General features: G+C 65.7%; 21 protein-coding genes. 10 read left to right on the forward strand and 11 right to left on the reverse strand.

The features are described from left to right. Positions 1-2: 2 nt before the first annotated feature. The 5 genes from ABZ789_RS06195 to ABZ789_RS06215 are packed head-to-tail and all read right to left on the reverse strand — an operon-like array spanning position 3 to position 5,548. Positions 3-848 carry an HAD family hydrolase gene (locus ABZ789_RS06195; protein WP_358420507.1) on the reverse strand — a complete coding sequence of 282 codons (846 nt, stop codon included), beginning with the start codon at positions 846-848 and terminating at the stop codon, positions 3-5. After that, entirely contained in the window at positions 845-1,951 is a 1,107-nt protein-coding gene (locus ABZ789_RS06200; protein WP_358420510.1) for a cysteine protease StiP family protein, read from the reverse strand. The genes ABZ789_RS06195 and ABZ789_RS06200 overlap by 4 nt, the downstream gene beginning before the upstream one ends. Next, entirely contained in the window at positions 1,948-3,243 is a 1,296-nt protein-coding gene (locus ABZ789_RS06205; RefSeq protein ID WP_358420513.1) for a phosphoribosyltransferase family protein, read from the reverse strand. Before ABZ789_RS06205 ends, ABZ789_RS06200 begins: the two co-directional genes overlap by 4 nt. Further along, positions 3,240-4,397, reverse strand: coding sequence for an HpcH/HpaI aldolase/citrate lyase family protein (locus ABZ789_RS06210; RefSeq protein WP_358421242.1), 1,158 nt, complete (start codon positions 4,395-4,397; stop codon positions 3,240-3,242). Before ABZ789_RS06210 ends, ABZ789_RS06205 begins: the two co-directional genes overlap by 4 nt. A 29-nt stretch (positions 4,398-4,426) precedes the next feature. Beyond that, positions 4,427-5,548 (reverse strand): hypothetical protein, encoded by a 1,122-nt coding sequence (locus tag ABZ789_RS06215; RefSeq protein ID WP_358421245.1) that lies wholly within the window; start codon positions 5,546-5,548, stop codon positions 4,427-4,429. 291 nt (positions 5,549-5,839) lie between these two features. Here ABZ789_RS06215 and ABZ789_RS06220 point away from each other — a divergent pair, with 291 nt between their 5' ends. From ABZ789_RS06220 to ABZ789_RS06230, 3 genes are all read left to right on the forward strand, one after another. Further along, positions 5,840-6,415 carry a TerD family protein gene (locus ABZ789_RS06220; RefSeq protein ID WP_358420516.1) on the forward strand — a complete coding sequence of 192 codons (576 nt, stop codon included), beginning with the start codon at positions 5,840-5,842 and terminating at the stop codon, positions 6,413-6,415. 103 nt (positions 6,416-6,518) lie between these two features. Then, entirely contained in the window at positions 6,519-7,625 is a 1,107-nt protein-coding gene (locus ABZ789_RS06225) for a DUF475 domain-containing protein (RefSeq protein WP_358420519.1), read from the forward strand. A 124-nt stretch (positions 7,626-7,749) separates the two neighbouring features. Beyond that, positions 7,750-8,409, forward strand: a complete 660-nt coding sequence (locus ABZ789_RS06230) for a tellurium resistance protein (protein ID WP_358420522.1) — start codon at positions 7,750-7,752, stop codon at positions 8,407-8,409. A 46-nt stretch (positions 8,410-8,455) separates the two neighbouring features. Here the strand turns inward: ABZ789_RS06230 and ABZ789_RS06235 are convergent, their stop codons facing one another. The 6 genes from ABZ789_RS06235 to ABZ789_RS06260 form a co-directional block, all read right to left on the reverse strand. Further along, positions 8,456-9,433, reverse strand: a complete 978-nt coding sequence (locus tag ABZ789_RS06235) for a TIGR03619 family F420-dependent LLM class oxidoreductase (RefSeq protein WP_358420525.1) — start codon at positions 9,431-9,433, stop codon at positions 8,456-8,458. Next, a complete protein-coding gene (locus tag ABZ789_RS06240; protein WP_358420528.1) occupies positions 9,430-10,470 on the reverse strand; it encodes an extracellular solute-binding protein in 1,041 nt (346 codons plus the stop codon). Before ABZ789_RS06240 ends, ABZ789_RS06235 begins: the two co-directional genes overlap by 4 nt. A 53-nt stretch (positions 10,471-10,523) precedes the next feature. Next, positions 10,524-12,176 carry an iron ABC transporter permease gene (locus ABZ789_RS06245; protein WP_358420531.1) on the reverse strand — a complete coding sequence of 551 codons (1,653 nt, stop codon included), beginning with the start codon at positions 12,174-12,176 and terminating at the stop codon, positions 10,524-10,526. A 128-nt stretch (positions 12,177-12,304) separates the two neighbouring features. Further along, the gene (locus tag ABZ789_RS06250) at positions 12,305-13,459 is read right to left on the reverse strand and encodes an ABC transporter ATP-binding protein (RefSeq protein WP_358420533.1); all 1,155 of its coding nucleotides are present in this window, start codon (positions 13,457-13,459) and stop codon (positions 12,305-12,307) included. A gap of 123 nt (positions 13,460-13,582) precedes the next feature. Continuing rightward, positions 13,583-14,719 carry a CaiB/BaiF CoA-transferase family protein gene (locus ABZ789_RS06255; RefSeq protein WP_358420536.1) on the reverse strand — a complete coding sequence of 379 codons (1,137 nt, stop codon included), beginning with the start codon at positions 14,717-14,719 and terminating at the stop codon, positions 13,583-13,585. Further along, positions 14,716-16,230, reverse strand: a complete 1,515-nt coding sequence (locus tag ABZ789_RS06260; RefSeq protein ID WP_358420539.1) for a fatty acid--CoA ligase family protein — start codon at positions 16,228-16,230, stop codon at positions 14,716-14,718. The genes ABZ789_RS06255 and ABZ789_RS06260 overlap by 4 nt, the downstream gene beginning before the upstream one ends. 158 nt (positions 16,231-16,388) lie before the next feature. Between ABZ789_RS06260 and ABZ789_RS06265 the strand changes: the two genes are divergently transcribed. From ABZ789_RS06265 to ABZ789_RS06295, 7 genes are all read left to right on the forward strand, one after another. Further along, the gene (locus tag ABZ789_RS06265; protein ID WP_358420541.1) at positions 16,389-17,714 is read left to right on the forward strand and encodes an acyl-CoA dehydrogenase family protein; all 1,326 of its coding nucleotides are present in this window, start codon (positions 16,389-16,391) and stop codon (positions 17,712-17,714) included. Positions 17,715-17,760: 46 nt separating this feature from the next. Continuing rightward, a complete protein-coding gene (locus tag ABZ789_RS06270) occupies positions 17,761-18,567 on the forward strand; it encodes a GntR family transcriptional regulator (protein ID WP_358420544.1) in 807 nt (268 codons plus the stop codon). A 40-nt stretch (positions 18,568-18,607) separates the two neighbouring features. Beyond that, a complete protein-coding gene (locus ABZ789_RS06275; RefSeq protein WP_358420547.1) occupies positions 18,608-19,111 on the forward strand; it encodes a DoxX family protein in 504 nt (167 codons plus the stop codon). A gap of 163 nt (positions 19,112-19,274) precedes the next feature. Then, on the forward strand, positions 19,275-19,766 hold the full coding sequence (locus tag ABZ789_RS06280; protein ID WP_358420550.1) for a flavin reductase family protein: 492 nt from the start codon (positions 19,275-19,277) through the stop codon (positions 19,764-19,766). A 78-nt stretch (positions 19,767-19,844) separates the two neighbouring features. Then, positions 19,845-20,369, forward strand: a complete 525-nt coding sequence (locus tag ABZ789_RS06285) for a MarR family winged helix-turn-helix transcriptional regulator (protein ID WP_358420553.1) — start codon at positions 19,845-19,847, stop codon at positions 20,367-20,369. Positions 20,370-20,546: 177 nt separating this feature from the next. Next, positions 20,547-21,419, forward strand: a complete 873-nt coding sequence (locus ABZ789_RS06290) for an IclR family transcriptional regulator (protein ID WP_358420556.1) — start codon at positions 20,547-20,549, stop codon at positions 21,417-21,419. A 118-nt stretch (positions 21,420-21,537) separates the two neighbouring features. After that, positions 21,538-21,921, forward strand: a complete 384-nt coding sequence (locus ABZ789_RS06295; protein ID WP_358420559.1) for a hypothetical protein — start codon at positions 21,538-21,540, stop codon at positions 21,919-21,921. Positions 21,922-21,952: the final 31 nt, after the last annotated feature.

The raw sequence follows: 21,952 nt of genomic DNA on the forward strand, positions 1-21,952 counted from the left end.
CTCTACGAAGCGACCGGGAGTCGAGCGGTTCGGGCGAACCAGGCAAGAATCTCCTCGCCGGCGGCGACACCGGCGGCCGCGGTCACCGACACGGTCGGGTGACGCCAATCCATCAGCTCGAGTTCGCCGTGTCGCGGCCGGATCGCGGCGTCCGCGGCCTTGAGCATCTCCGCGTCGAGCGCGCCGTCTCCTGCGGCGAAAACCGGTGCGTCGTGCGCGAGGACGCCGCGATCGCGGAGCCGGCGGTGCACCTCGGCGACCGCGCGGCTCTTGCACACGCTGTTCGGCATCGTGTAGATCTTCCGGCCCTGCTGTGAGGCGTTCCAGCCGCGCGACGAGCACCAGTCGTTCCAGTCGTCGAGGAACCCCGCGGGTTGCGTTCCGACGTCGACGACGAGATAGCAGAACAGGTCGTCGGCAATCCGGAACTTCGATACCCACTCCTCGGAGATGCGAGAGCGCAATTCGGTCGTGATCTCGTCGAGGCTCACGCCGCCCTCACGCACTGCGCGATCGACGCTCGTCCGCCAGTGCGGGTCGAGCCGCCCGTCTTCGAGGATCGATCCGCCGTTGCTCGCGATGGCGTACCGCCACGGCCCGCCGGGCAGGTCGATGCGACGGAACTGCTCGGGTGTGCGGGTGGTCGTCGGCACCACCTCCGCCTCTGCCGTGAGGGTGCGCAGTTGTTGCGCCGCATCGGTGGTGACATAGGACAGGGGAGCGCCCTCGTAGTACTCGACGCACATCAGATCCCGGCTGTCGAACTGGTCGCCGGTCATCGCGGCACGTGAATAGATGAGCGTGCGGTCGAGATCGGTCGCGACCAGCACTGGCGTAGGGGTACTCATGGCAAGTCCTTGATCAGTCCCATACAGGAGTACGCGAGATCGGGGACCTCCTCGACGGGGACGTCACGCGCGGCCGCGAGCATGCGGATGTGGGCGTGCTCGCTCCCGGTGATGTCGCGCACCAGTATCTTCCAGGGAACGCGTCGTAACAGCACGCGAGTTGTCTCTCCGACACCGGGTTTGACGAAGTTGACGCTCGAGATGCCGTAACGTGCCCGCACTCGTTCGACGGACTCCCATCCGGACCAGGTGGGGGTGCGGTCGGAGTCGAGGACCGCCTGTGCGGCCGCCGTGGCGTCCCCACACGTGTCGAACTCCGCGGTGACACTGTCGAGCAGGTGGTTCGACACATCGTCCGCCGCGAGTTCGGCGTAGAACTTCGCACCGTGGAACTCTCCGGGACCGATCCACGCGTCGTTGAGAACCGTTCGCGACACCAATCCGGAAACGGTCGAGTTCAGGCATGCGGACGCGATGAGGAAATCGTCCCGCGTTCCGTAGGTGCGTACGCAATGTCCGGGATCGGCGAGCACTGCGAGATCGTCGGAGAGGACGGGACCACCTCGCGCTGCGTATTCGGCCAGTGCAGCGGACAGTTCACGTGCGATGGCGCCCTTACCTGTCCAGCCGTCGACGAACACCACGGACTCGGGGTCGTGCCGCTCGGTGATGTAATCGAGAGCAGCGGAGTCGATTCCGCGGCCCCGGACGATCGACACCGTGTAGTGCGGCAGGGACAGGCCGTGCCGGCGCTGTGCCCACCGTCGGATCAGGATGCCGATGGGGGTGCCTGCCCGCGCCAGCGATACGAGGGTCAGGTTGGTCCCGCGTTCGGCGAGAAGCAGTTCGGTGACCGTGCCCACCGCGTGAGCCAACCTACCGGCCGTCGCGGCAAGCGCCTTGTCGAACAGTTCGCGATAAGCGGCGTCGGGTTGGTACTCGATCGGCAATGACTCGGCGTAATGCGCGAGGCCGGCCTGGATGCGCGCCTCACGTTCGGCGATGCTGCCCTCGAGGTCGACGTGGGAGAGATCCTTCAGCAGCCACGTCACCTCGTCGGAGGCATACGAGCCGAACTCGGGTCCGGTGAGCGGCACGGTCATGACGTCTCCCTGTAGATGCGCAGTGCCGTCGGATCGGCTGCGGGCACGATTACGACGAGGACGTCCTCGCCGGCGGCGGTGAGCACGTCGAGAAGACCCCCCGGTGCCCGGAGGCGATCGGTGTCGGCCGGCGAATCGATCACGAGCACCAGTTCGGGCCGGATCTTCGTCGGTGTGGGCCACTGCGCGTTGTAGAGATACCGCGGCACCTCGTTCTCGAACTCCGTGTCGATGTGTTCGGGCGCGGTGAAGCGGAATCCGCGGCGCAACGGATATCCGGCGACGTCCATCACGTAGGCGGGGGAGCGGGTGGTGGTCTGGAACAGGGTGGGGGTACCGCGACCGGCGAGCGCCTCGGCGAGTCGCAGCGGCAGGTACATCAGTTCCTCGTGCCCGACGACGATGGCCGGTCGGTCCGCCTCCCGCATCTCCGCGATCGTGTCGGCAACCGAGGAGAGAGCGAGATCGAACGCCGCTGTGTCGGTGCGCAGCACTCCGTGCCGCCCACCGTCGGGCACATGCAGGGGCCAGGGCACATGGACGAACCGGACGTCGCCGCGCCGATCGCCCACAGGGTTCAACGGCGGGTCGGGCAGCGCCGCGACGCGCGGGACGAGGTCGTCGGGCACGACCGAACGCCCGTTCGCGAGGCTCACGTGCTCGATCGTCGCACCGAGCTCGGCCGCGACCTCTTCGGTCCGTCGACGGTCCTCGGCCGAGCGCATGTCGACAAGGGAAGCGAGCACGTAACGATCACGGGGATGGCCGCGGTGCAGTGCCTTGATCGCGTCGAGGGCGGTTGCCCCCGTGGATATCTCGTCGTCGACCAGGACGAGTGGGGCCGAGTTCGCGAAGAGTGCCCCGGAACTCGGTTGCAGAAGATGGAAGGTGGCGTGCGAGTGCCCTTCCTCGAAGCCCGCGAGCACGTCTGCTCCCGGCACGTGCCGGCGCGTCGAATGCAAGTAGCATGCGGCAGTGAGGGCGTCGGCCACGCAGTGGCCCAGACCCGTTGCGGTCTCTGCGAACCCGAGGACGACCGCGTCGGAAGATGCTTCACCCAGCACGTCGGTGACGAGTCGTCCGAGTCGATGGCCGGCGCCGATCACCGCTGAGGGCTCGGTGGGAATGTGCTTGCCGAGCACCGTGGACACCAGTAGGTGCGCGCGACGCGGATTGCGCCGAAGCCCCGGCAGGACGAGTTCGGGCACGGTGAATCCGCACGCCGAGGAAGTGTGGTCGAGAGCGAACCCGAGCTCTGCGGTTGCCCAGGGGATATCGAGAAGGCCGGTCATCGATCCACCAGCGCCGTCAGCAGGTCGACGAAGGTGATGCCCTTGCGGGTGACACCGAATACCGAAGCGCGCAACAGGGTCTGCTCCGCCCATGTGCGGTGCGGTCGGCGTTCGTTCATCTTGTTTCCGTATCCCGAGGCCTGCACGCCCCCGGTGTCGCGATCGAGGATGTCCGTCGCGTCGTGATACTCCTCGTGCGTGACGGCCGACAACGCGTGTACGGCAGCGACATGCGACGGGTGGATGACGGTCTTACCCTGGATTCCGTTGGCTCGGTCGAGAGCGATCTCGCGCAGCAGGCCGTCGAGATCGCGGCTGACGAGTTGCTGCCGGAACAGAACTGCGTCCTGCTCCTCGAACGGCGTCGCGCGCAGCATCGGCCGGAACATGCGCTCGTGATCGGCGAAGTACTCCCATACCGGGCCGGTGATCACGAAACCCGTTCCGTCGGTTCGCCCGAGATGGTTCACGACGTCAGCGATCACATCGACGACGACCCGCACGTCGTAGATCGTCAGGTCGCGGTCGCGCCGGATGCCGAAGGTAGCGCACATGTCGGTCGCCCCGATACGGACGGCGAGCACGCGGTCGCGGTGTTCGGCCAGAATGCTGGAGATGGCGCGTAGTTCGTCGTCGCGCGTCTCCCGGTGCACCACCTCGGCCGATTCGATGACCGGCATCGCGTACAGATGCCGGCCGAGGAACGTCGACGCTGCAGCGACAGCCTCGAGGAAGGCGGGTCCGGTGCGGGCGGTGAATTTCGGCACGACGAAGCCGGTCAGCACGGACTTGCCGGCGCCGAGCATGGAGACGATCCGTCCGACGCCGTCGGCGGTACGAACGCGCACGAACAGCATCATCGTCGACGGTCCACGGCCGGCGAGCGTATCGAGAGTCGCGACAGCGTTCTGCAGTCCTTGTTCGACTTCGTCGTCGGCGACGGCGTCTTCGAGATCGAGCACCATCGAGGTCACACCCTCGGCAGCGCGCCGCACGATCGTCGAGACGAGATCGCCGCGCGTCGCGGGGACGTAGAGCGTGGCGCCGAGAGCGGTCGCGAGGCGGTCGCGGTTGTCGCTGTGCCCGAACGGCTCGGGGCGATGCAGGAACAGCTCCTCGACCGTCGCGGCGTCGAGATGCCGGAAGTGCTGCATTGCGCGCACTTCGGTTAGCGTGGCCCCGCTCATGGGTTCTCGGTCCGTCCTCTCATTCGATCGACCACTCCTGCGATGAAGGTCGACACCGCATCGAGGTCTCTGACATAGGCCCAATAGTCGGGGTGCACACCGGTGAGTGCGTCCACTGCCCTGTCGATCCGGCTCAACTGCGAGTCGAGGACGGAACCCCATTCTGCGGTGAGGCCGCGTTGCACCGCCAGGTGTTGTGCGTCACGGAGGCGGAACCGCACCTCGTCGACCTTGGCCCCCGGATTCTGCCGGACGGAACGCAGAGTCGCGAGGCGCGAGGTGACGGCGTCGACGAGTTCCTCGGCCCGGGACAGCTCGGCGCGGATCGCCGTGACCAGCGCGAGCGCGTCCTCGGGGCGGCCGTCGTTCGCGGCAGCGCGTGCCCGCTGGAGCTGTTCGTCGGCGCGGGCGAGAAGCTCTCTCGCCTGTTTCTCGTTGCCGGACAGATCCGCGGAACTGGCTGCATTGAATTCACGGAGGAGCGTGGAGAAGGCCGGTGCCAGGCCTTCTGCGCGCGTGTGGACTGCTCCGAGCCTGGTGGTGACCGACGCGAGTGTGCGCGCAGCCTCGTCGCGACGTCCCGGAGCCTCGGCGAGCGCGGTGCCGAGCGCGGCCGTCGCATCTTGGACCCGGAGGGCGGCTGTGCGGGTGGCGCCTGCGCCCTGTGCTGCATCGAGGCTGATCAGCGCCTTCTCGAGAGTTTCGGTGGCGGCTCGGACCGAAGGGTAGTGCGCAATACCGGCGGAATCCGGTGCCTGCGCTGCGGTCAGGGCGGCTTGCGCTTCGGTGCGCATCCGACGCGCGAGTTCGGGCACCGTGTTCGCCACGGCTGTCATGTGTTCGAGGTGACCTCGATTGTTTCCGAAAAATTCATCAAGTGTTCGTGTTGCTTCGGATATCTGCCGGAGAGCCTGTTCGTAGGCTGCGGCCGGAGCAAGCGGCTGATCCGGATCCGTCACTGCCAGCTGAAGATACGTCTCAGCGGCGCGATAACAGGCCTGCCGGATCGGGTCCCATTCACGGAGTAGGTGCCGTTCGGGCTCGAGTTCGTAGGAGGCGGACACACCGGCCTCGATGATCGACTGGCGGCGGTCCATGTCCAGGAACGCCGCGACCATCGCATCGTGTGCACGACGAGCCGCGGGATCTTCGGTATTTCCCCCGCCGAAAAGGCGGTTCGTCCATCGGCTCGCCACAGGACCGAATGGTACTGGTCGCACGCTCACGCGTCCGATCCGTCGTCTTCGGTCGACCTGAGGGGTGATCCCCGATGGTCGCGGGGCCGGTGCGCGGGACCGGGCATAGTGGATATGGGCGTACCTCGCAGCAGCTATTACTGTGGGGAGATACGCACACCGGGCGTGCCCACACCGGTACGTCGACCGTTGGAACGATCGAAAGGACCCCGCATGGGCGTCAGCTTGACCAAGGGCGGAAACGTCTCCCTCACCAAGGAAGCTCCGAACCTGACGGCAGTGGCCGTCGGCCTGGGCTGGGACGTTCGCACCACCACCGGCACCGACTTCGACCTCGATGCCAGCGCCATCGCGACCGGGGCGGACAAGAAGGTCGTCTCCGACCAGCACTTCGTCTTCTTCAACAACCTGAAGTCGCCCGACGGCGCGATCGAGCACATCGGCGACAACCGCACGGGTGAGGGTGAAGGCGACGACGAGGTCATCAACGTCGACCTCGCTGCCACACCGGCCAACATCGAGAGCATCTTCTTCCCTGTCTCGATCTACGACGCAGACGCTCGCAGCCAGTCGTTCGGCCAGGTCCGCAATGCCTACATCCGCGTCGTCGACCGCGCGAACGGCAACGAACTCGCTCGTTACGACCTCTCCGAGGACGCATCGACCGAGACCGCCATGGTCTTCGGCGAGCTGTACCGCAACGGTGCGGAGTGGAAGTTCCGCGCTATCGGCCAGGGCTACGCGTCCGGCCTCGCAGGCATCGCTCGCGACTACGGCGTCAACGTCTAGTCAGACCCTTCGACGGTTCCGGCTTCGGTCGACGTATCGAAGCCGGAACCGATGCAGTAACCACCCTGCAACGCCCTGATTCCGATTAGAAAGGCCACGCTTCGTGGTTCTGCGAATATTCGGTGCTTCCTTTGCGGTCACCGTTGTCTCCCTCGTGGTCGCCTTCCTCTACGGCGGTCCCCAAGCTCTGTTCCTCTGCGTGATCCTCGGCATCCTCGAGGTTTCGCTGTCGTTCGACAACGCGGTCATCAACGCCACCGTGCTGCGTCGGATGAGCGAGTTCTGGCAGAAGATCTTCCTCACCATCGGCATTCTCATCGCCGTGTTCGGTATGCGTCTGGTGTTCCCCCTCGCGATCGTGTGGGTGGCTTCCGGACTCGGGCCGATCGAGGCCTTGAACCTGGCGCTCAACCCGCCGGCCGACGGAGCTGCCTACTTCCCCGACGGCAGCCCCAGCTACGAGACCTTGATCACCGACGCGCATCCGCAGATCGCAGCGTTCGGCGGCATGTTCCTGCTGATGCTGTTCCTCCACTTCATCCTCGAAGAGCGCGAGATCAAGTGGCTGCAGTGGCTCGAGCGTCCCCTTGCGAAGGCCGGCAAGCTCGACCAGCTCGAGGTTGTCGTCGCGACCGTGCTCCTGCTCGTCACCGCCACCGTCATCGCCCCCTCCGACAAGGTCTCGACCGTCATGATCGCCGGCGCGCTCGGTATGATCACCTACATCGCGGTCAACGGCCTCGGCGAGATGTTCCACATCCCCGAGGAAGGCGAAGAGGCAAGCGGCGGACCGAGCGGCCTGGCGAAGGCCACCGGCAAGGCCGGATTCTTCCTGTTCCTCTACCTCGAGGTGCTCGACGCATCGTTCTCGTTCGACGGTGTCATCGGCGCGTTCGCGATCACGTCGGATCCGATCATCATCGCTCTGGGGCTCGGCTTCATCGGCGCGATGTTCGTCCGCTCGATCACGATCTTCTTGGTGCGCAAGGGCACGCTGTCCGAGTACGTGTACCTCGAGCACGGTGCTCACTGGGCCATCGGTGCACTGGCGCTGATCCTGCTGTACTCGATCGGCACCCATGTTCCCGAGGTCATCACGGGTCTGGTCGGTGTCGCTCTGATCGGTGCCGCCTTCGCCTCGAGCATCTACCGCAATCGCAAGATCGCGGCACGCGAAGGCGAAGAGGCCGTGAAGACCAGCATTCCCTGATCTTCGACAGTTCCGAATCACATGCCGATGGGAGCTTCTCGATCCGATACCTCGGGTCGGGTGCTCCCATCGGTTTTTCGTATCCCGTGCGCAACTGCGCAGCTACTCCGACGAAAGGCTCGACATGGCCATCGACTACAACAAGAAGCCCGAGCAGAACGCCGGCGGCATCAACCTGAGCAAGATCAATCTCACGAAGGAGTCACCGACCGTCAGCCTCTCGAAGGCCGGCTCGGGCCAGGGCGTGACGCGTGTGAACCTGAACTGGTCGCGTGGCGAGCAGAAGAAGGGCTTCCTCGCGAAGCTCACCGGTGCGAGCGGCGGCGTCGACCTCGACCTCGGTTGCCTCTACGAACTCGCCGACGGATCCAAGGGTGTCATCCAGGCGCTCGGAAACAGCTTCGGCGCGCTGAACACCCCGCCCTACATCCACCTCGACGGTGACGACCGTACCGGTTCGAGCACCGGGGGCGAGAACATGTCCGTCAACCTCGAGCGCCCCGAACTGTTCAAGCGTGTGCTGATCTTCGCGATGATCTACCAGGGTGCGCCGAACTGGGCGGCTGTGGATGGTGTCGTCACCCTCACCCCGCCCTCCGGGCCGCAGATCGAGGTGCGTCTCGACTCGCCGAACAACGGCGCGCGGATCTGCGCGATCGCGATGCTGCAGAACACGGGGCAGGGCGTCACGGTCGAACGTCTGGTCCAGTACATCGATGGCAGCCAGTCCGATCTCGACCGCGCCTTCGGGTGGGGCATGCAGTGGCAGGCCGGGCGTAAGTAGCCGACCTCGAAGTCGCGGGTTCCACAACGGGTCCGAGGCCGAGCGTTCACGCGATCAACGGCGTGACCTCGGCCTCGAACCGTTCGAGCTGCTCCACCCCGGCTCGCACCGACAATCTGTTGGGCACTTCCTTACGCGTGCTTCCGGACAGCGCCCGCACTCGTAACGCCAGATGCGAGATGCCGGCAGCGTCGAACGCACGGATGCGTTCGGCGACCTGCTCAGGTGTGCCCACCAGGTGGATTCCGCCATGGTCTTCTTCGGGCCCGACGGGCCGGTCGCGTAGATCCAGCTCGCACAGGGTGGTGTAGCGGCGGGAGATCGTCGCACGTCCGCAGGCAGCGGCGTACTTCTCGATCTGCGCGATCGCCTCCCCCGCCGCGGCCGGACTCAGATTCGTACCGTGGAAACCGTCGCCGTGACTCGCGACCCGGTGCAGCCCTCGGGCGTTGCTCGCCGCGAGCAGGATGGGGATCCCGGCTGCGGGACGCGGTTCGAAATGGATCGGGCCGAACGAATAGAACTCGCCGCTGAATCCGTCGGAGGGATCGCTCCAGCAGGTTCGCAGGATGTCGATGAACTCGGCAGTGGCCGAGCCGCGACGACGGAAACGGTCACCGGCTCCGAGCGCGCGGAATTCGTTCTCCTGCCATCCGGTACCGATGCCGGCCACCACACGCCCGGGCGCGAGCAGATCCAGCGAAGCCCACGCCTTCGCGACGACCACAGGATTGCGATTGGCGAGGACGAGGACCGACGTGCCGAGCTCGACGTGCTCCGTGGCGCCGGCCACCGACGCCAGCGCGACCAGCGGATCGACGGCAGGAGTGTCGAAGTCGACGGGGAAGCGGCGGTCCGGGTGATCATGCTCCGTGGTGGGGGTGAAGACCACGTGGTCGCTGGCCCAGACCGCGGTGAAACCGAGGCGCTCGGCGGCCGTCCCCGTGGTCAGGATCGCGTCTCGCGATGCGAGCGGGCTGAGATTGGGAAGCTTGACTCCGAAGGTGATCGCGCCGGACGTCACGGCGTGACCAGCCCGACGATCTCGTCCAGCCGTGCAGCAGTCGCGGCGTTGTCGGTCGGCACGTACTCCGCCGGTCGCGAGACCCCGGATGTCACCGAATCGATGACCGGAACGGCGAGATCGCCGACGGCGATTGCCTGTCCGGCGTCGGAGAGCAGGAAGTCGACGAACAGTCGTGCCGCGTTCGGATTGGGCGCGCTGTTGCCGATCGAGGCGAGCATGGCGAAACCTGTGGTCTTGTCCGGAACGACGACCCGCACGGGAGCGCCTGCCTTCTGCACCGTAGACACCGTGCTGAGCGGCGCGGGGACGAAGGCGCCGACCTCCCCGGCCGCGACCTGCTGGATGGCGTTGCTCACCGAGTCACCCATGGAGTAGTTCTGGGTGCTCCACAGGTCGGCGAAGTAGTCCTCGCCGAAGGTGTCGAGCCAGAAGTTGTAGACACCGGCCGTGGCGACGCTGTTCTGAGGCGCGGCGACGAGCAGTCCGCGTTCGAGCGCATCGCCGGAGACGAGGTCCTCCCAGGAGGTCGGGGGATTCCCTGTGATCAGGTCCGTGTTGTAGGCGATGCCCCAGGGCTGTTCGAGGACCGGCACGGAGTAATCGGTTCGATCGGCCGCGTCGACCCGTTCCAGGTTGGGGATCTGCGCCGGGTCCAGCGGGGCCAGCCATCCGTTCCCGGAGGCGCTCTCGGCGAAGACCGGATCGGGTTGCCACAGGACGTCGGCTCCCACCGAACCGGCCTCGGACTCGGCAGCAAACCGTGCGTCGAGGTCGGCACTGGCCTGGCGGACCACCTGGACATCGATGGAATATTCGGCCTCGAAGGCGTCGGCCAGGCTCTGGGTGAGTTCGGCGTTGTAGGCGCTGTAGACGACAACGCTGCCCTCTTCCTGGGCGGCGTCGACGACCGCGTCGAACGAGTCCATCGCGCGGCTGGGTCCTGCGACGCTGCTCTCGCCGCACGCAACGAGTAGAAGAGCGATGGTGCCGAGGGCGCCGAAGACGTGCAGTCGGCGTCGGATCGGTGACGGCATGGATGTACCTCTCTCGGGATGGGCGGTTGCGCCGGTGTATGGGTGACGGGGATCTATCGCCGACGAGTCAGGAATCGGGCGAGCGACAGTGCGGCGAGGACGAACGCCACCGAGATCAGGCTGAGGATGCCGGCGAGCGCTGCGAGTTGCGCGTGATCGCCGCCCTCGTACAGATCGACGAGCGTCGAGCCGACGACCGGATTCCGTGAACCGGCGAGGATCGCAGCAGCGTTGACGTCTCCGATGATGTGGACGAAGAAAAGGATCCCGGCCGAGACAAGGCCGGGGGCCATGAGCGGCAGGATGATCCAGCGCAATGTCCGGCCCTCACCGTGACCGGAGGTGTAGGAGGCGTCGGTGAGGTCGTCGCCCACACGGGAGAGCGCATCGGAGGACTGTAGTACGGCCTGGTAGAGGTATACCGCAACGAACGCGATGAGCAGCAGCCAGCGGGTATTGCCGAGCCGGAAGGGGTCGCCGGCGAAGGCCAGCACGAACGCGACGGCCAGCACGATGTGCGACATGTTGCCCGGCAGTTTGAGGACACCGTCGGCGACTCGGGCCAGTCGTGAAGTGCTGCGGTACAGATAGAGTGCTGCGAACACGGCTGCGAGAACACCGACCACGCTGCCGACGGTGCCCAGCCACAGGCTGTTGCGCAGCGCTTCACCGGCAGGTCCGCTGCTCGACAGAAGTGCACGGTAGTTCTGCAGCCCCAATTCGTCCCACTTCACGTCCGGCGTCCAGTAACGCTGAACCGAGACGAACAACAGCGCGGCCAGTGGAACCAGGGACATCAGCAGGAGATAACCGATCATCGCCAGCCGGGCCGGTGCTCGCCAACGTCCCAGCAGCACGACAGCATCGGATTGTCCTCGGGAGGAGATTCGGGCGTAGTTCCCACTGCGGGCACTGCGTGCCTGGAGCAGCCAGACCACACCGATCACCAGGAGCATCACCAGTCCGAGCAGGAGTGCGCCGCGGGTGTCCGGAGGGTACGAGAACTTCATGGACTGCACGATGCGGGTGGACATCACATCGATACCGGATCGGGTACCGAGGATGCTCGGTACCGAGTAGATGCCCAGACAGACCACGGTGACGAGGAAAACCGCCGACAGCGCAGCAGGTTTGACGGCCGGAAGGGTCACCGTGACGAAGGTGCGCAACGGAGAGGATCCCGACATGCGGGCCGCTTCCTCCAGTGCAGGGTCGAGGGAACGTAGCGATGCCGCCAGCGGTAGATAGGCATAGGGAACCATGTATGCCGTGTACGCGAGTATCACGCCGTACCAGCTGAAGATGTCGACCGGTCCGCTCTGGAGGTCAATTCCGATCGCGCCGAGTGCATCACGGATCAGGACGTTGGCGAAGCCGCTGTTGGGGGAGAAGAGGAAGGTCCACGCGATCGAACCTGCGATCGGCGGAACCAGCAGGGAAGCAATGGGAAGGAGTTCGCCGACGAGCCCGAATCGCGCATCGGTCCGCTCGTTGAGCCACGCGAGCATACCGCCGACGACCAGAGCGAGTGGCGCGGCAGTGAACAGGATGATGGCCGTGTTGGTGACGGCAGAGCGAGTGCGAGGGTCGGTGAAGACGCGTTCGAGGTCGTCGAAGCCGATGACGTCGCCGCCGAGGACGAACGTGCGCCAAACCATGATGGTCAGCGGGTAGAGCAACAGGAGGCACAAGACCAGAGTGACCACGGCCGTGACCGCATGCAGCGGCCGGTAACGGATCCCCTGCGGTCGAAGTATGGAACGCAACCACGTCCGCCTTCGGCCGGAAGGCCCGGACGCGGGCACCGGGAGGTCCGCGACGGACTGCGGAGTACTCACCGGTCGCCCCGCTCGCCTGCGGACAGTTCCGTGCCGTCCATGAGCCAGCAGTTGGCGGTGTCGAAGTCGACCCACACCTTGGATCCGGGTTCTGGCCCCGAGCTGTCGCTGGGGCGCCACACCTCGATCGGCTCGTCGCCCAGATCCACTCGGATCCGTACCTGTGCGCCGCCGAATACGACCGAGTGCACCATCCCGGAGTGTACGTTCGTCCCGGAGTCGGGTTCTTCATCCGTGATCCGGATCGATTCGGGGCGAACGACTCCGAGTACGTGGTCGCCGACCGCGAACTCGTGGTTCGCCATCCCGAGCATCGGCCCCAGTGCTGATTTGAACTCGACGACGTCGCCGTCGATGCGTGTGACAGGACCGTCGAACTCGTTGGTTCGCCCGACGAAGTTCGCCACGTACCGGTTCGCGGGCTGCAGATAGACCTCCCGAGGGGGAGCGAGTTGCTCGATCACCCCCTCACGCAGCGTGGCGATTCGATGCCCGAGTTCCATCGCCTCGGTCTGGTCGTGTGTGACGTACAGGGCGGCGAATCCGAGCTCCTGCTGCATCTCCAGCAGATCACCTCGGAGTTGATCACGGACCTTGGCGTCGACGTTGGACAGCGGTTCGTCGAACAGGACCAGATCGTTGCCCGCCACGAGAGCGCGGGCCAGCGCGACCCGCTGTTGCTGACCGCCGCTGAGACGACCCGGATACTGTTGCGCCAGATGCCCGACGCTGACCAGTTCGAGGACGTGTGCGACCCGCTCGGCGACGGCCGCGGTACCCAACCGGCGCCGACGAAGCGGATACGCGACGTTCTTGAACACGGTCAGATGCGGCCACAGTGCGTAACTCTGGAAGACGACGCTGACCGATCGTCTTTCCGGAGGCACGAGAATTCCTTGCTCAGAGGAGAAAACGGTGCGCCCTCCGATCGCGATCCTTCCGTTGTCGGGTTGCTCGAGCCCGGCGACGCAGCGCAACAGGGTGGTCTTGCCGCACCCGCTGGGACCGAGCAGCACCACGAACTCGCCGGCGTGCACCTCTAGGGAGATGTCGTCGACCGGCGTGATCGTGGCGCCGTCCCGTCGGCGGAAGCTCTTCTGAAGATTACGGATCTCGACCACGGCCGAACCGGTGGGCGTCGTTGTGTGCACGATCTCGGGCACCTCGCTTCGGCATTGCCTGATGTATTGGGAGACAACCTATTCGGCAATCGATTGGAGGTGGAACGTGCTCGTGCCGATCAGTGGGATCGTGGTCGGATAGCCGCTCCGCGATCAGTCGGTGTCGTCGACGGCGGCACCCGATTCGATCAGTTTCCCGGGTTCGTCCACACCCCACGCTGTGAGTACGGCCAGGGTGTCGCGCCCGGGTGAACCTGCCGGCCGCACCACGGCGGCAGGGGTCCGGGAGAAACGAGGGGCCGGTGCCCCCTGAACGACTCCGTCGATGTCCAGATAGACCTCGCGAGCGATGTTGTGCGGGTCGTGCGGAGCCTCGAGCAGGGACAGCACGGGGGCGCCACAGGCGTCGAACTTCTCGAAGATCGCCGTCCATTCGTCGCGGGTCCGCTCCGCGAAGCGCGCCGCGAAGGCGTCGCGGATTGTCGGCCAGTTCGCGCGGTCGCTCCGATCGGGCAGATCGGTGAGATCCAGTGCCTCGAGCAACTGAGCGTAGAACTGGGGTTCGACGGCACCGACGGCGAACCACCGGCCGTCACCGGTTGCGTAGACGTCGTAGTACGGAGCGCCGGAATCGAGTGTGTTGACGCCTCGTTCGTCGCGCCAGTAGTCATCGGCTATGAAGCCGTACTGCATGGCCATGAGAGCTGCGACTCCATCGACGATCGCGGCGTCGACGACCTGACCGTGGCCGGACGACGAGCGCTCGAGCAGTGCTGCCAGCACCCCGTACGCCAGCAGCATTCCGCCGCCGCCGAAGTCACCGATGCTGTTGAGCGGGATCTGGGGCGGCCCTCCCGCCCGGCCGACGGCGTGCAATGCTCCGGTGCGGGCGATGTAGTCGATGTCGTGGCCGGCGGTGTGGGCCAGCGGTCCGCTCTGCCCCCACCCGGTCATGCGGCCGAAGATCAGCCGAGGGTTGCGTTCCAGACACAGGTCCGGACCGAAACCGAGTCGTTCGGCGACGCCGGGGCGGTACCCCTCGAGGAGGACGTCCGCACGATCTACGAGTTCGAGTAGGGCCGCCACCCCTTCCGGCTTCTTCAGATCGAGCACGATGTGACTGCGATTGCGGTTCAGCACGTCGGTGTGGGGTCGTTGCGGTCGGCGTCCGGGGCGGTCGACGCGGACCACCTCGGCACCGAGGTCTGCCAGCATCATGGCTGCGAACGGCGCGGGCCCGAGTCCGGCGAGTTCGACGATCCGGATGCCGCTGAGCGGCCCTGTGGTCATCGGGCCGCCTCCGGGGCAGTGGTGGCGGTCAGCTCGTCGATCAGGTGACGACGCACGACCTTACCGGTCGGGGTCCGGGGAAGGTCATCGACGAAGACGACGTCGTCCGGGGTCCGGGAACCCCGGACCTGCTGCCGGGTCCAGGTCCGGACGTCGTCGGCGGTCAGTCCGCTGCCGGCGACCCGGACCACTGCCGCGGTGATCCGCTCGCCCCATTCGTCGTCGGGCAGACCGACGACGGCTACGTCGGCAACCTCCGGATGGGTCAGGACGGCATCCTCGACTTCGGCAGGCGCGATGTTCTCGCCGCCGCGGATGATCGTGTCGTCGGCTCGGCCTTCGATGAAGAGGTAGCCGGCTTCGTCCAGGCGGGCCCGATCGTTGGTGGGGAACCAGCCGTCCTCGTCGAGGACCGATCCCTTCTCGAGATACCGGCCCGATACCTGGGCGCCGCGGACCCAGAGCAATCCGGTCTCGCCGGGCGCCACCGGCACGCCGTCCTCGTTCCGGATGAGGACCTCGATGCCGGGCACGGGTCGTCCGACCGACACCAGCCGGGCACGCACAGCCGGATCGTCGGAGGCCATGGCTGCGCGGTGATCGTCGGGGCCGAGCAGTGCGATCGTCGAACTGGTCTCGGTGAGTCCGTAGGCGTTGACGAATCCGGTGTGGGGGAAGGCGGTCAGGGCGCGTTCGAGGACGGGCAGCGGCATCCGGGCGCCGCCGTAAGCGACGGACCGTAGCTCGGGGGTGTCGGCGGGTGCGCCGTCGAGATGGTCGACGATCCGGGCCAGCATGGTGGGAACCACCATGGCGCTGCTGATTCGTTCGGTGCGCACCAGGTCGAGCCACGCGGCGGGGGAGAAGTCGGCCAGATAGACCATCCGGCGTCCGGCGTAGATGTTCGTGAGAATCGTTCCCATACCGGCGATGTGGTAGGGCGGAGTGCTCACCAGTGCCGCGTCGGTCGCCTCCGCGCTGCCCAGATCGACGGTCTGCAGCACGTAGGAGATCAGATGGGAGTGCTGGAGCAGCACGCCTTTCGGCTCCGAGGTGGTACCGCTGGTGAAGAGGACGACGGCCACCGAGTCCTCGCCGACCTCGGCGGCAGCGGGCGACGGTTCAGTAGCCCTGAGGCGGGATGTGAAGTCGTCCACGGACATCGCGGTGATTCCACTGCCTGCGAAGGTGGTCAGGTAGTCGTCGTCCGCGACGACGACGGGTCGTTCGAGGCGGCGCGCCAGGGCTACGAGTTGATCGCCGGGGAGCCGGTAGTTGAGCGGTGCGATCGGGATTCCTGCCCAGGCGGCGGAGAATGCCAGGACTGGCAGGATCGGCCCGTTGGTGCCCACGAAGATCACCGTTCCGGCATCGAGGTCGGTGAGCACTCGACTGCCGTGCGCTGCGTGTTCGCTCAGTTCGAGGTAGGTGGTGCCGTCGTACCAGGAGCCGAGGGCGTTGCGGTCGGGGTGGCTCGCAATCGCCATGTCCAGGATCGTCGTCAGATTCATGCTCGGTCCTCCGGAGGGATTCGGATATGACGCGGATGTGTCTTCGCTCTAAACATAGACATGTTTAGAGGTTTTGGGTACGTTAGCGACAGCCGTCGAGGGGCGGCCTGACGTTTTCGCGTGGCCCACGTGCCACCAATACCGATGAGGACCGTGCGATGGCCTGGGATTTCTCGACCGATTCGGAGTTCGAACAGAAACTCGACTGGATGCGTGAGTTCGTCGACCGGGAGATTCTCCCGTTGGAGACACTGGGGGAACGCTTCCGCGGGCGTGAGGGACGAGCCGATTATCTGCGTCTGGTCCAGCCGCTCAAGGATCAGGTCAAGGAGCAGGGTCTGTGGGCCGCTCACCTACCGCCGTCGCTGGGAGGTGCCGGCTACGGCCAGGTCAAACTCGGTCTCATGCACGAGATTCTGGGGCGTTCCCATCTGGCCCCTCACATCTTCGGAAACAATGCCCCCGACTCCGGCAACACCGAGCTGCTGGCTCTCGGCGCCACCGAGCAGCAGCGCAAGGACTATCTCGAGCCACTCCTGGCCGGCGAGCTCACCTCGTGCTATTCGATGACCGAGCCCGGCGCCGGAGCCGATCCGAAGCTGATGACGGCCACCGCCCGGCTCGACGGTGACGAGTGGGTGATCGACGGGCACAAGTGGTTCATCACCAACGCGGCACTGGCCGATTTCCACATCGTCATGGTCCGAACCGAATTCGGTGAGGACATCCGTCCGCACAAGGCCTTCTCGATGATCATCGTGCCCGCGGGGACTCCGGGTCTCGAGGTCGTACGCAACATCCCGACGATGGCCGAGCCGGACGTCCGCGACGACGACTACGGCGGCCACGCCGAAGTGATCTACCGCAACGTCCGCGTGCCCCGGGAGAACCTGATCGGGGAGCGGGGAGGCGGTTTCGCTCTTGCGCAAGGTCGGCTGGGCCCGGGCCGGATCCATCACGCGATGCGATGGCTGGGGCAGAGTCGACGAGCCTTCGACATGCTCTGTGAGCGTGCGGTGAGCCGGAACGCTCACGGCTCGCTGCTCGGCGACAAGCAGATGATCCAGGACTGGGTCGCCGAGTCCTACGCTGCGATGCAGGCCGCGCGCCTGCTCACCCTCCAGGCGGCATGGCGCATGGATCGCCTCCACGACGAGGGGCGCCCCTACAGCGACGCCCGCCTCGACATCGGTCTGATCAAGTTCTGGGGCGGTCGCGTCCTGTACGACGTCCTGGACCGTGCAATCCAGATCCACGGGGCACTGGGATACTCGTCCGACCTGCCGCTCGAGTACATGTACCGCCGCGCTCGCGCAGCCCGGCTGTACGACGGTCCGGACGAGGTGCACAAGGTCACCGTGGCCCGTCTGCTGCTGCGCGAATACGAGCCGCACGAGGTTCCCAGCGAGCACGTGCCCACCCGGCGCGCCGACGCCGAGAAGAACTTCGCCGCACTCCTGGAACAGGTCGCGCTCAACGCATGAGACCTTGGGGATAGGGAAAGCAGGAACCCGAGGCGAGGAGTCGCACATGAAACTACCCACCGGAGTCGAAGGGGAGCGCGTGCAGCGCGGCAACCGGACGTTGCTCAAGCCGCTGCCGCGACGGATGCGGCCGCTCAAACTCGCCGAGGTGCTGGCCCGCGAGATCGTCGAAGCGATGATCGAGGACGGTGTCGAGCCGGGGGATGTGCTGCCTTCCGAAGTCACGATGATGGCGAACTACGGTGTCGCCAGAACCACCCTTCGTGAGGCATTGAGACTGCTCGAGGCGCAGGGGCTGGTCGTCGTCAAGCAGGGCCGCGGCGGCGGCCCGGTGATGGCCGCGGTGGATGCCTCCGATCTGGGGCGCACCTCCGCGTTGTACTACCGGCTCGCCGGTGCGACCTATCGTGAACTGGCCGAATCGAAGGTCGCGCTCGAACCGTGGCTGGCCGACCTCGCAGCCCGGCGTTCCGACCCGGAGCACGCGAGAAGTCAGTTGTCGGTCACCTTCGGTGAGGGTGAAGCCGAAACGGAGGACACGGAACGTCCACGTGGAATCTGGCGTGCAACACCGCAATTCCACGAGACTGTCTACGCGCTGAGTGGCAACCTCGTCCTCAGTACGTCGGCGAGCGCGATGTCGGCGATCTTCCGGGAGCAGGTGCTCGCGGCGGTCGATCTCTCGCCCAAGCACGACGACTTCTTCGACGCACATCGACAGATCGCCGCCGCAATCATCGAAGGTCGTCCCGAGGACGCGCACCGACTGTCGTACGAGCATCAGCAGGACATCAACGACTACTGCGAGGAGCGGATCCCCGAACTCCTCGACCGGGTCATCGAATGGCGCTAGTCATTCCGGACGGGCTCGGCAACGAGGCGAAAGGAGCGGAGTGAGTACGGAACTGGACGTGGCAATGCTGGTGTTACGGGTCGCGCTGGGTGGCATGCTCATGGCACACGGCGTGAACAAGATCGCCGGGAGCGGAGGTCTGGACGGCACCGCAGGATGGTTCGAAGCACTCGGCCTGCGCCCGGCTCGACTGCATGCACGCATCGCAGCATTCACCGAGATCGGCGCCGGCGCACTGCTTCTGCTGGGATTGGCCACACCACTGGCATCCGCCGCCTTCATAGGTCTGATGCTGGTCGCGACCTTCACCGATCATCGCGGTAAGGGATACTTCGTGTTCAAGGGCGGATGGGAGTACACGGCCCTGGTGGCGATGGTGGCCGTCGTCCCTGCGCTGACCGGGCCGGGACGATGGTCGCTCGACCACGTGCTCGGTGCGGACGCCTTCGGCTTGATCTGGGCAGTTGCAGCCGTTGTGGTGGGCGTCCTCGCCACTGCGGGCCTGATGGTGACCTGCTACCGGCCGCGATCGACGATTTCCTGAGACTCCGGTCGCGTCCGTGAACGCACCGCGGAGCCGCCGGCGATCCACCTGAAAAGGGAAGGATTCCCGCAGAGACGGCCGCACGGAGACCGCCCGTGCGGTGATCGGAAGTGCGGCATGCTCCCGAGTCGTGCCGCTATGAGAACGGGACGGAAGGCAAGCTATGACTGCGCAACTCGAAACCGGTATCCAACACACATTCCGAGAGGCCATGGCCTCCGTCGCGACTCCGGTATCGGTGGTCACGACCACCTGGGAGGGTGACCATTACGGAGCGACGGTGAGCGCGTTCTCGTCGCTGTCCATGGATCCGCCCATGTTGCTGGTCTCCCTCGACCGGCGTTCCTCCCTACTCACGGCCATCCGTTCCGCCGACCGATTCGGCATCAACATACTCTCGGCCGCACAGGCATCGACCGCGCTGCAGTTCGCGTCCAATCGCGGCACGGGGAAGTTCGACGGTGTCTCTTGGCATCCGGATTCGGGTCTGCCGCGCCTGGACGGCGCTGTGAGCTGGCTGGCCTGCGATCTCGTCGACTCCGTGCAGGGCGGTGACCACATCATCGCGCTCGGCCGCGTGGTCTCGGTGGAAACCGGCGAGGGTACCCCGCTGACCTACCATCGCCGCGTCTTCGGCACCCACGTCGCGCTGTAGTGACAGCAAATTCCCTCGTCGAAAAAGTTTCCTGTCGCAATAGTTGCCTGACCCAAAGAAGTGTGGTCTGCTTCACACGTGACCGCAGACACAAGGATGCAGATCGAGGGTCGTGACGTCGCCGTCTCCCATGTTCTCGACGCCTGGGTGCGTGCTGCCCGCGCCTTCTCGGCCGCGGGGGTGTATCCCGTGGATACAGGTATCCCTGGCGTCCGGCTGGAACGCCCCGCGTACACCATGCTCCGGGAACTCGCTCAGCGTGGGCCCCGAAGGCTCGGTGATCTGGCCTCGGCGAGCAATCTCGGAGTTTCCCACGCCAGTCGCCTTGTGGAGGGTCTGGTTCGAGAAGGATTGGTTGAGCGCACGGTTCCCGCCGGTGATCGCCGCGTGACGATCCTTGCCGTCACGCCCGAGGGTGCGGGTGCGGCCCGGAGGATCGAGCAGCAGTTCCGCGCTCTGATCACCGACCGTCTGGAGAGTTTCGGCGAGAAGGAAATCATCGATTTCGCAACGCTCTTCCAGCGATTTGCCGACGAGCTCGTCGGCTGGTCGACCGCGAAGACGTGCGGTTCCGACGGCCCCGAGTCTGATGGCTACCGGTAAGTAACCTTCTCGCGGAGCGAGATTCAACTCCGCAGGCGTCCCCCATGTCCTAGCGAATTACCGCAATTCCGGAGGGAAAAGAAGGGCTCTTCCGCTTCCTCTCGGCTTGACGTAGATCACATTCCGCATATTCTATGCATATATCGAAGCAATGATGATGATTGTCTAGGAGTGGCCATGACCGTCTTGCAAAACACCCCCGAAGACCTCGAATTGGACACTGTCCCACGTCGATCCGGAGGGCACAGATCGGTGTTGGGGCGTGCCGCGGTGGTGATCGACGCGTTCGACGACGGGCGTGCCCTCTCGCTCGACGATCTGACTGCGCGCACGGGGCTACCCCGCTCCACCGTCTATCGCCTGGCGGAGCAGCTGCGCGACGTCGGCTGGATCGAACGAGTGTCCGCCGGTTACCGAATCGGGCTGCGTCTGTTCGAAGTCGGGGGTCTCGCTGCCGATGCCGCACGTCTTCGCGCGCAGGCCTGCACGTGGCTCTACCAGGCACAGCAACAGTGCGCGCAAATCGTGCACCTGGGCATCCTGGATGGTGACGAGGTCGTCTACATCGACAAGGTCGGACCCGCACGCAGCGACATCCCGACGCGAATCGGAGGTCGTCTGCCGGCTTACCGGACTGCGATCGGACGTGCGCTCCTGTCGGCACAGCCGGAGACGAAATGGCAACGCATCGTCGCCGACGCTGCCAACGTCCCCGTCCGTCCGGGTGCACCCAGCCTGGCGTCGATACTGGAGACCGCTCGTCGTACCGGAATCGCAACCGACTTCGGTGATTCCGTCAGTGGTCTGGCCTGTGTAGCCGCTCCGATCCTGTCGTCGTCCGGCGTCGTCGGTGCGGTGTCCATCACCGGACCCGGCACCACCAACCGAGGGACGCTCCAAACGCATGCTCGTATCGTTAGGCAGACCGCCGAATCCATTGCGAGCCGTTTGATTCCCGCTGTGCCGCCGAGCCGTGGCGGCACCCGGCGCATCGGAGACGGGCAGGAACCGGTGCACACCGATCCGGTCGACTACATGCGTGCGTTGTGACGCGCGGTCGAGGAGTATGCGACGACCTGCTCGTCACCCGTTTCGTGCCGCCGGGCAGGTGAGAATCCTCCCGCCGCCGGATATCCGTTCATCCACTATCGCTTGGAGGTTCGCCCCCATGGTCTGTCCTTCCGAACCAGTCCGCGTAAGTTTGGACAACCGGCTGGCCGAGTCGTTCCGCGCGGGTGTCGAATTGCCCGATGACTGCCGGATCGAGATCGCCGACGACCGGTTGTGGGTCCTCTTCCCGGAGTCGGACTTCGTGCTACAGACACGGACTGCCGCGGGACCGGATACGGTCCATCTGATCTTCTCGGTCGCAGTTCGTGCTCCCGAGCCCTCACTCGAGACCTGGTGGGACAAGTGGTCGGTTCTCGCCGACGGCCGAGATCAGGCGGAGGTCGCACGGGACGAGATCCTGACGAATCGGAAGATGATCCTGCGCATGCTCGACGAGCGTTTCGGTGCAGGCCGTCACCGTGCGGAAATGCGGTACGCGTAGGTGTGAACCCCCCGGTGGTCGGAGATCCGGC

Source organism: Rhodococcus sp. NPDC047139 (assembly GCF_040643435.1).
Lineage (GTDB): Bacteria > Actinomycetota > Actinomycetes > Mycobacteriales > Mycobacteriaceae > Rhodococcus.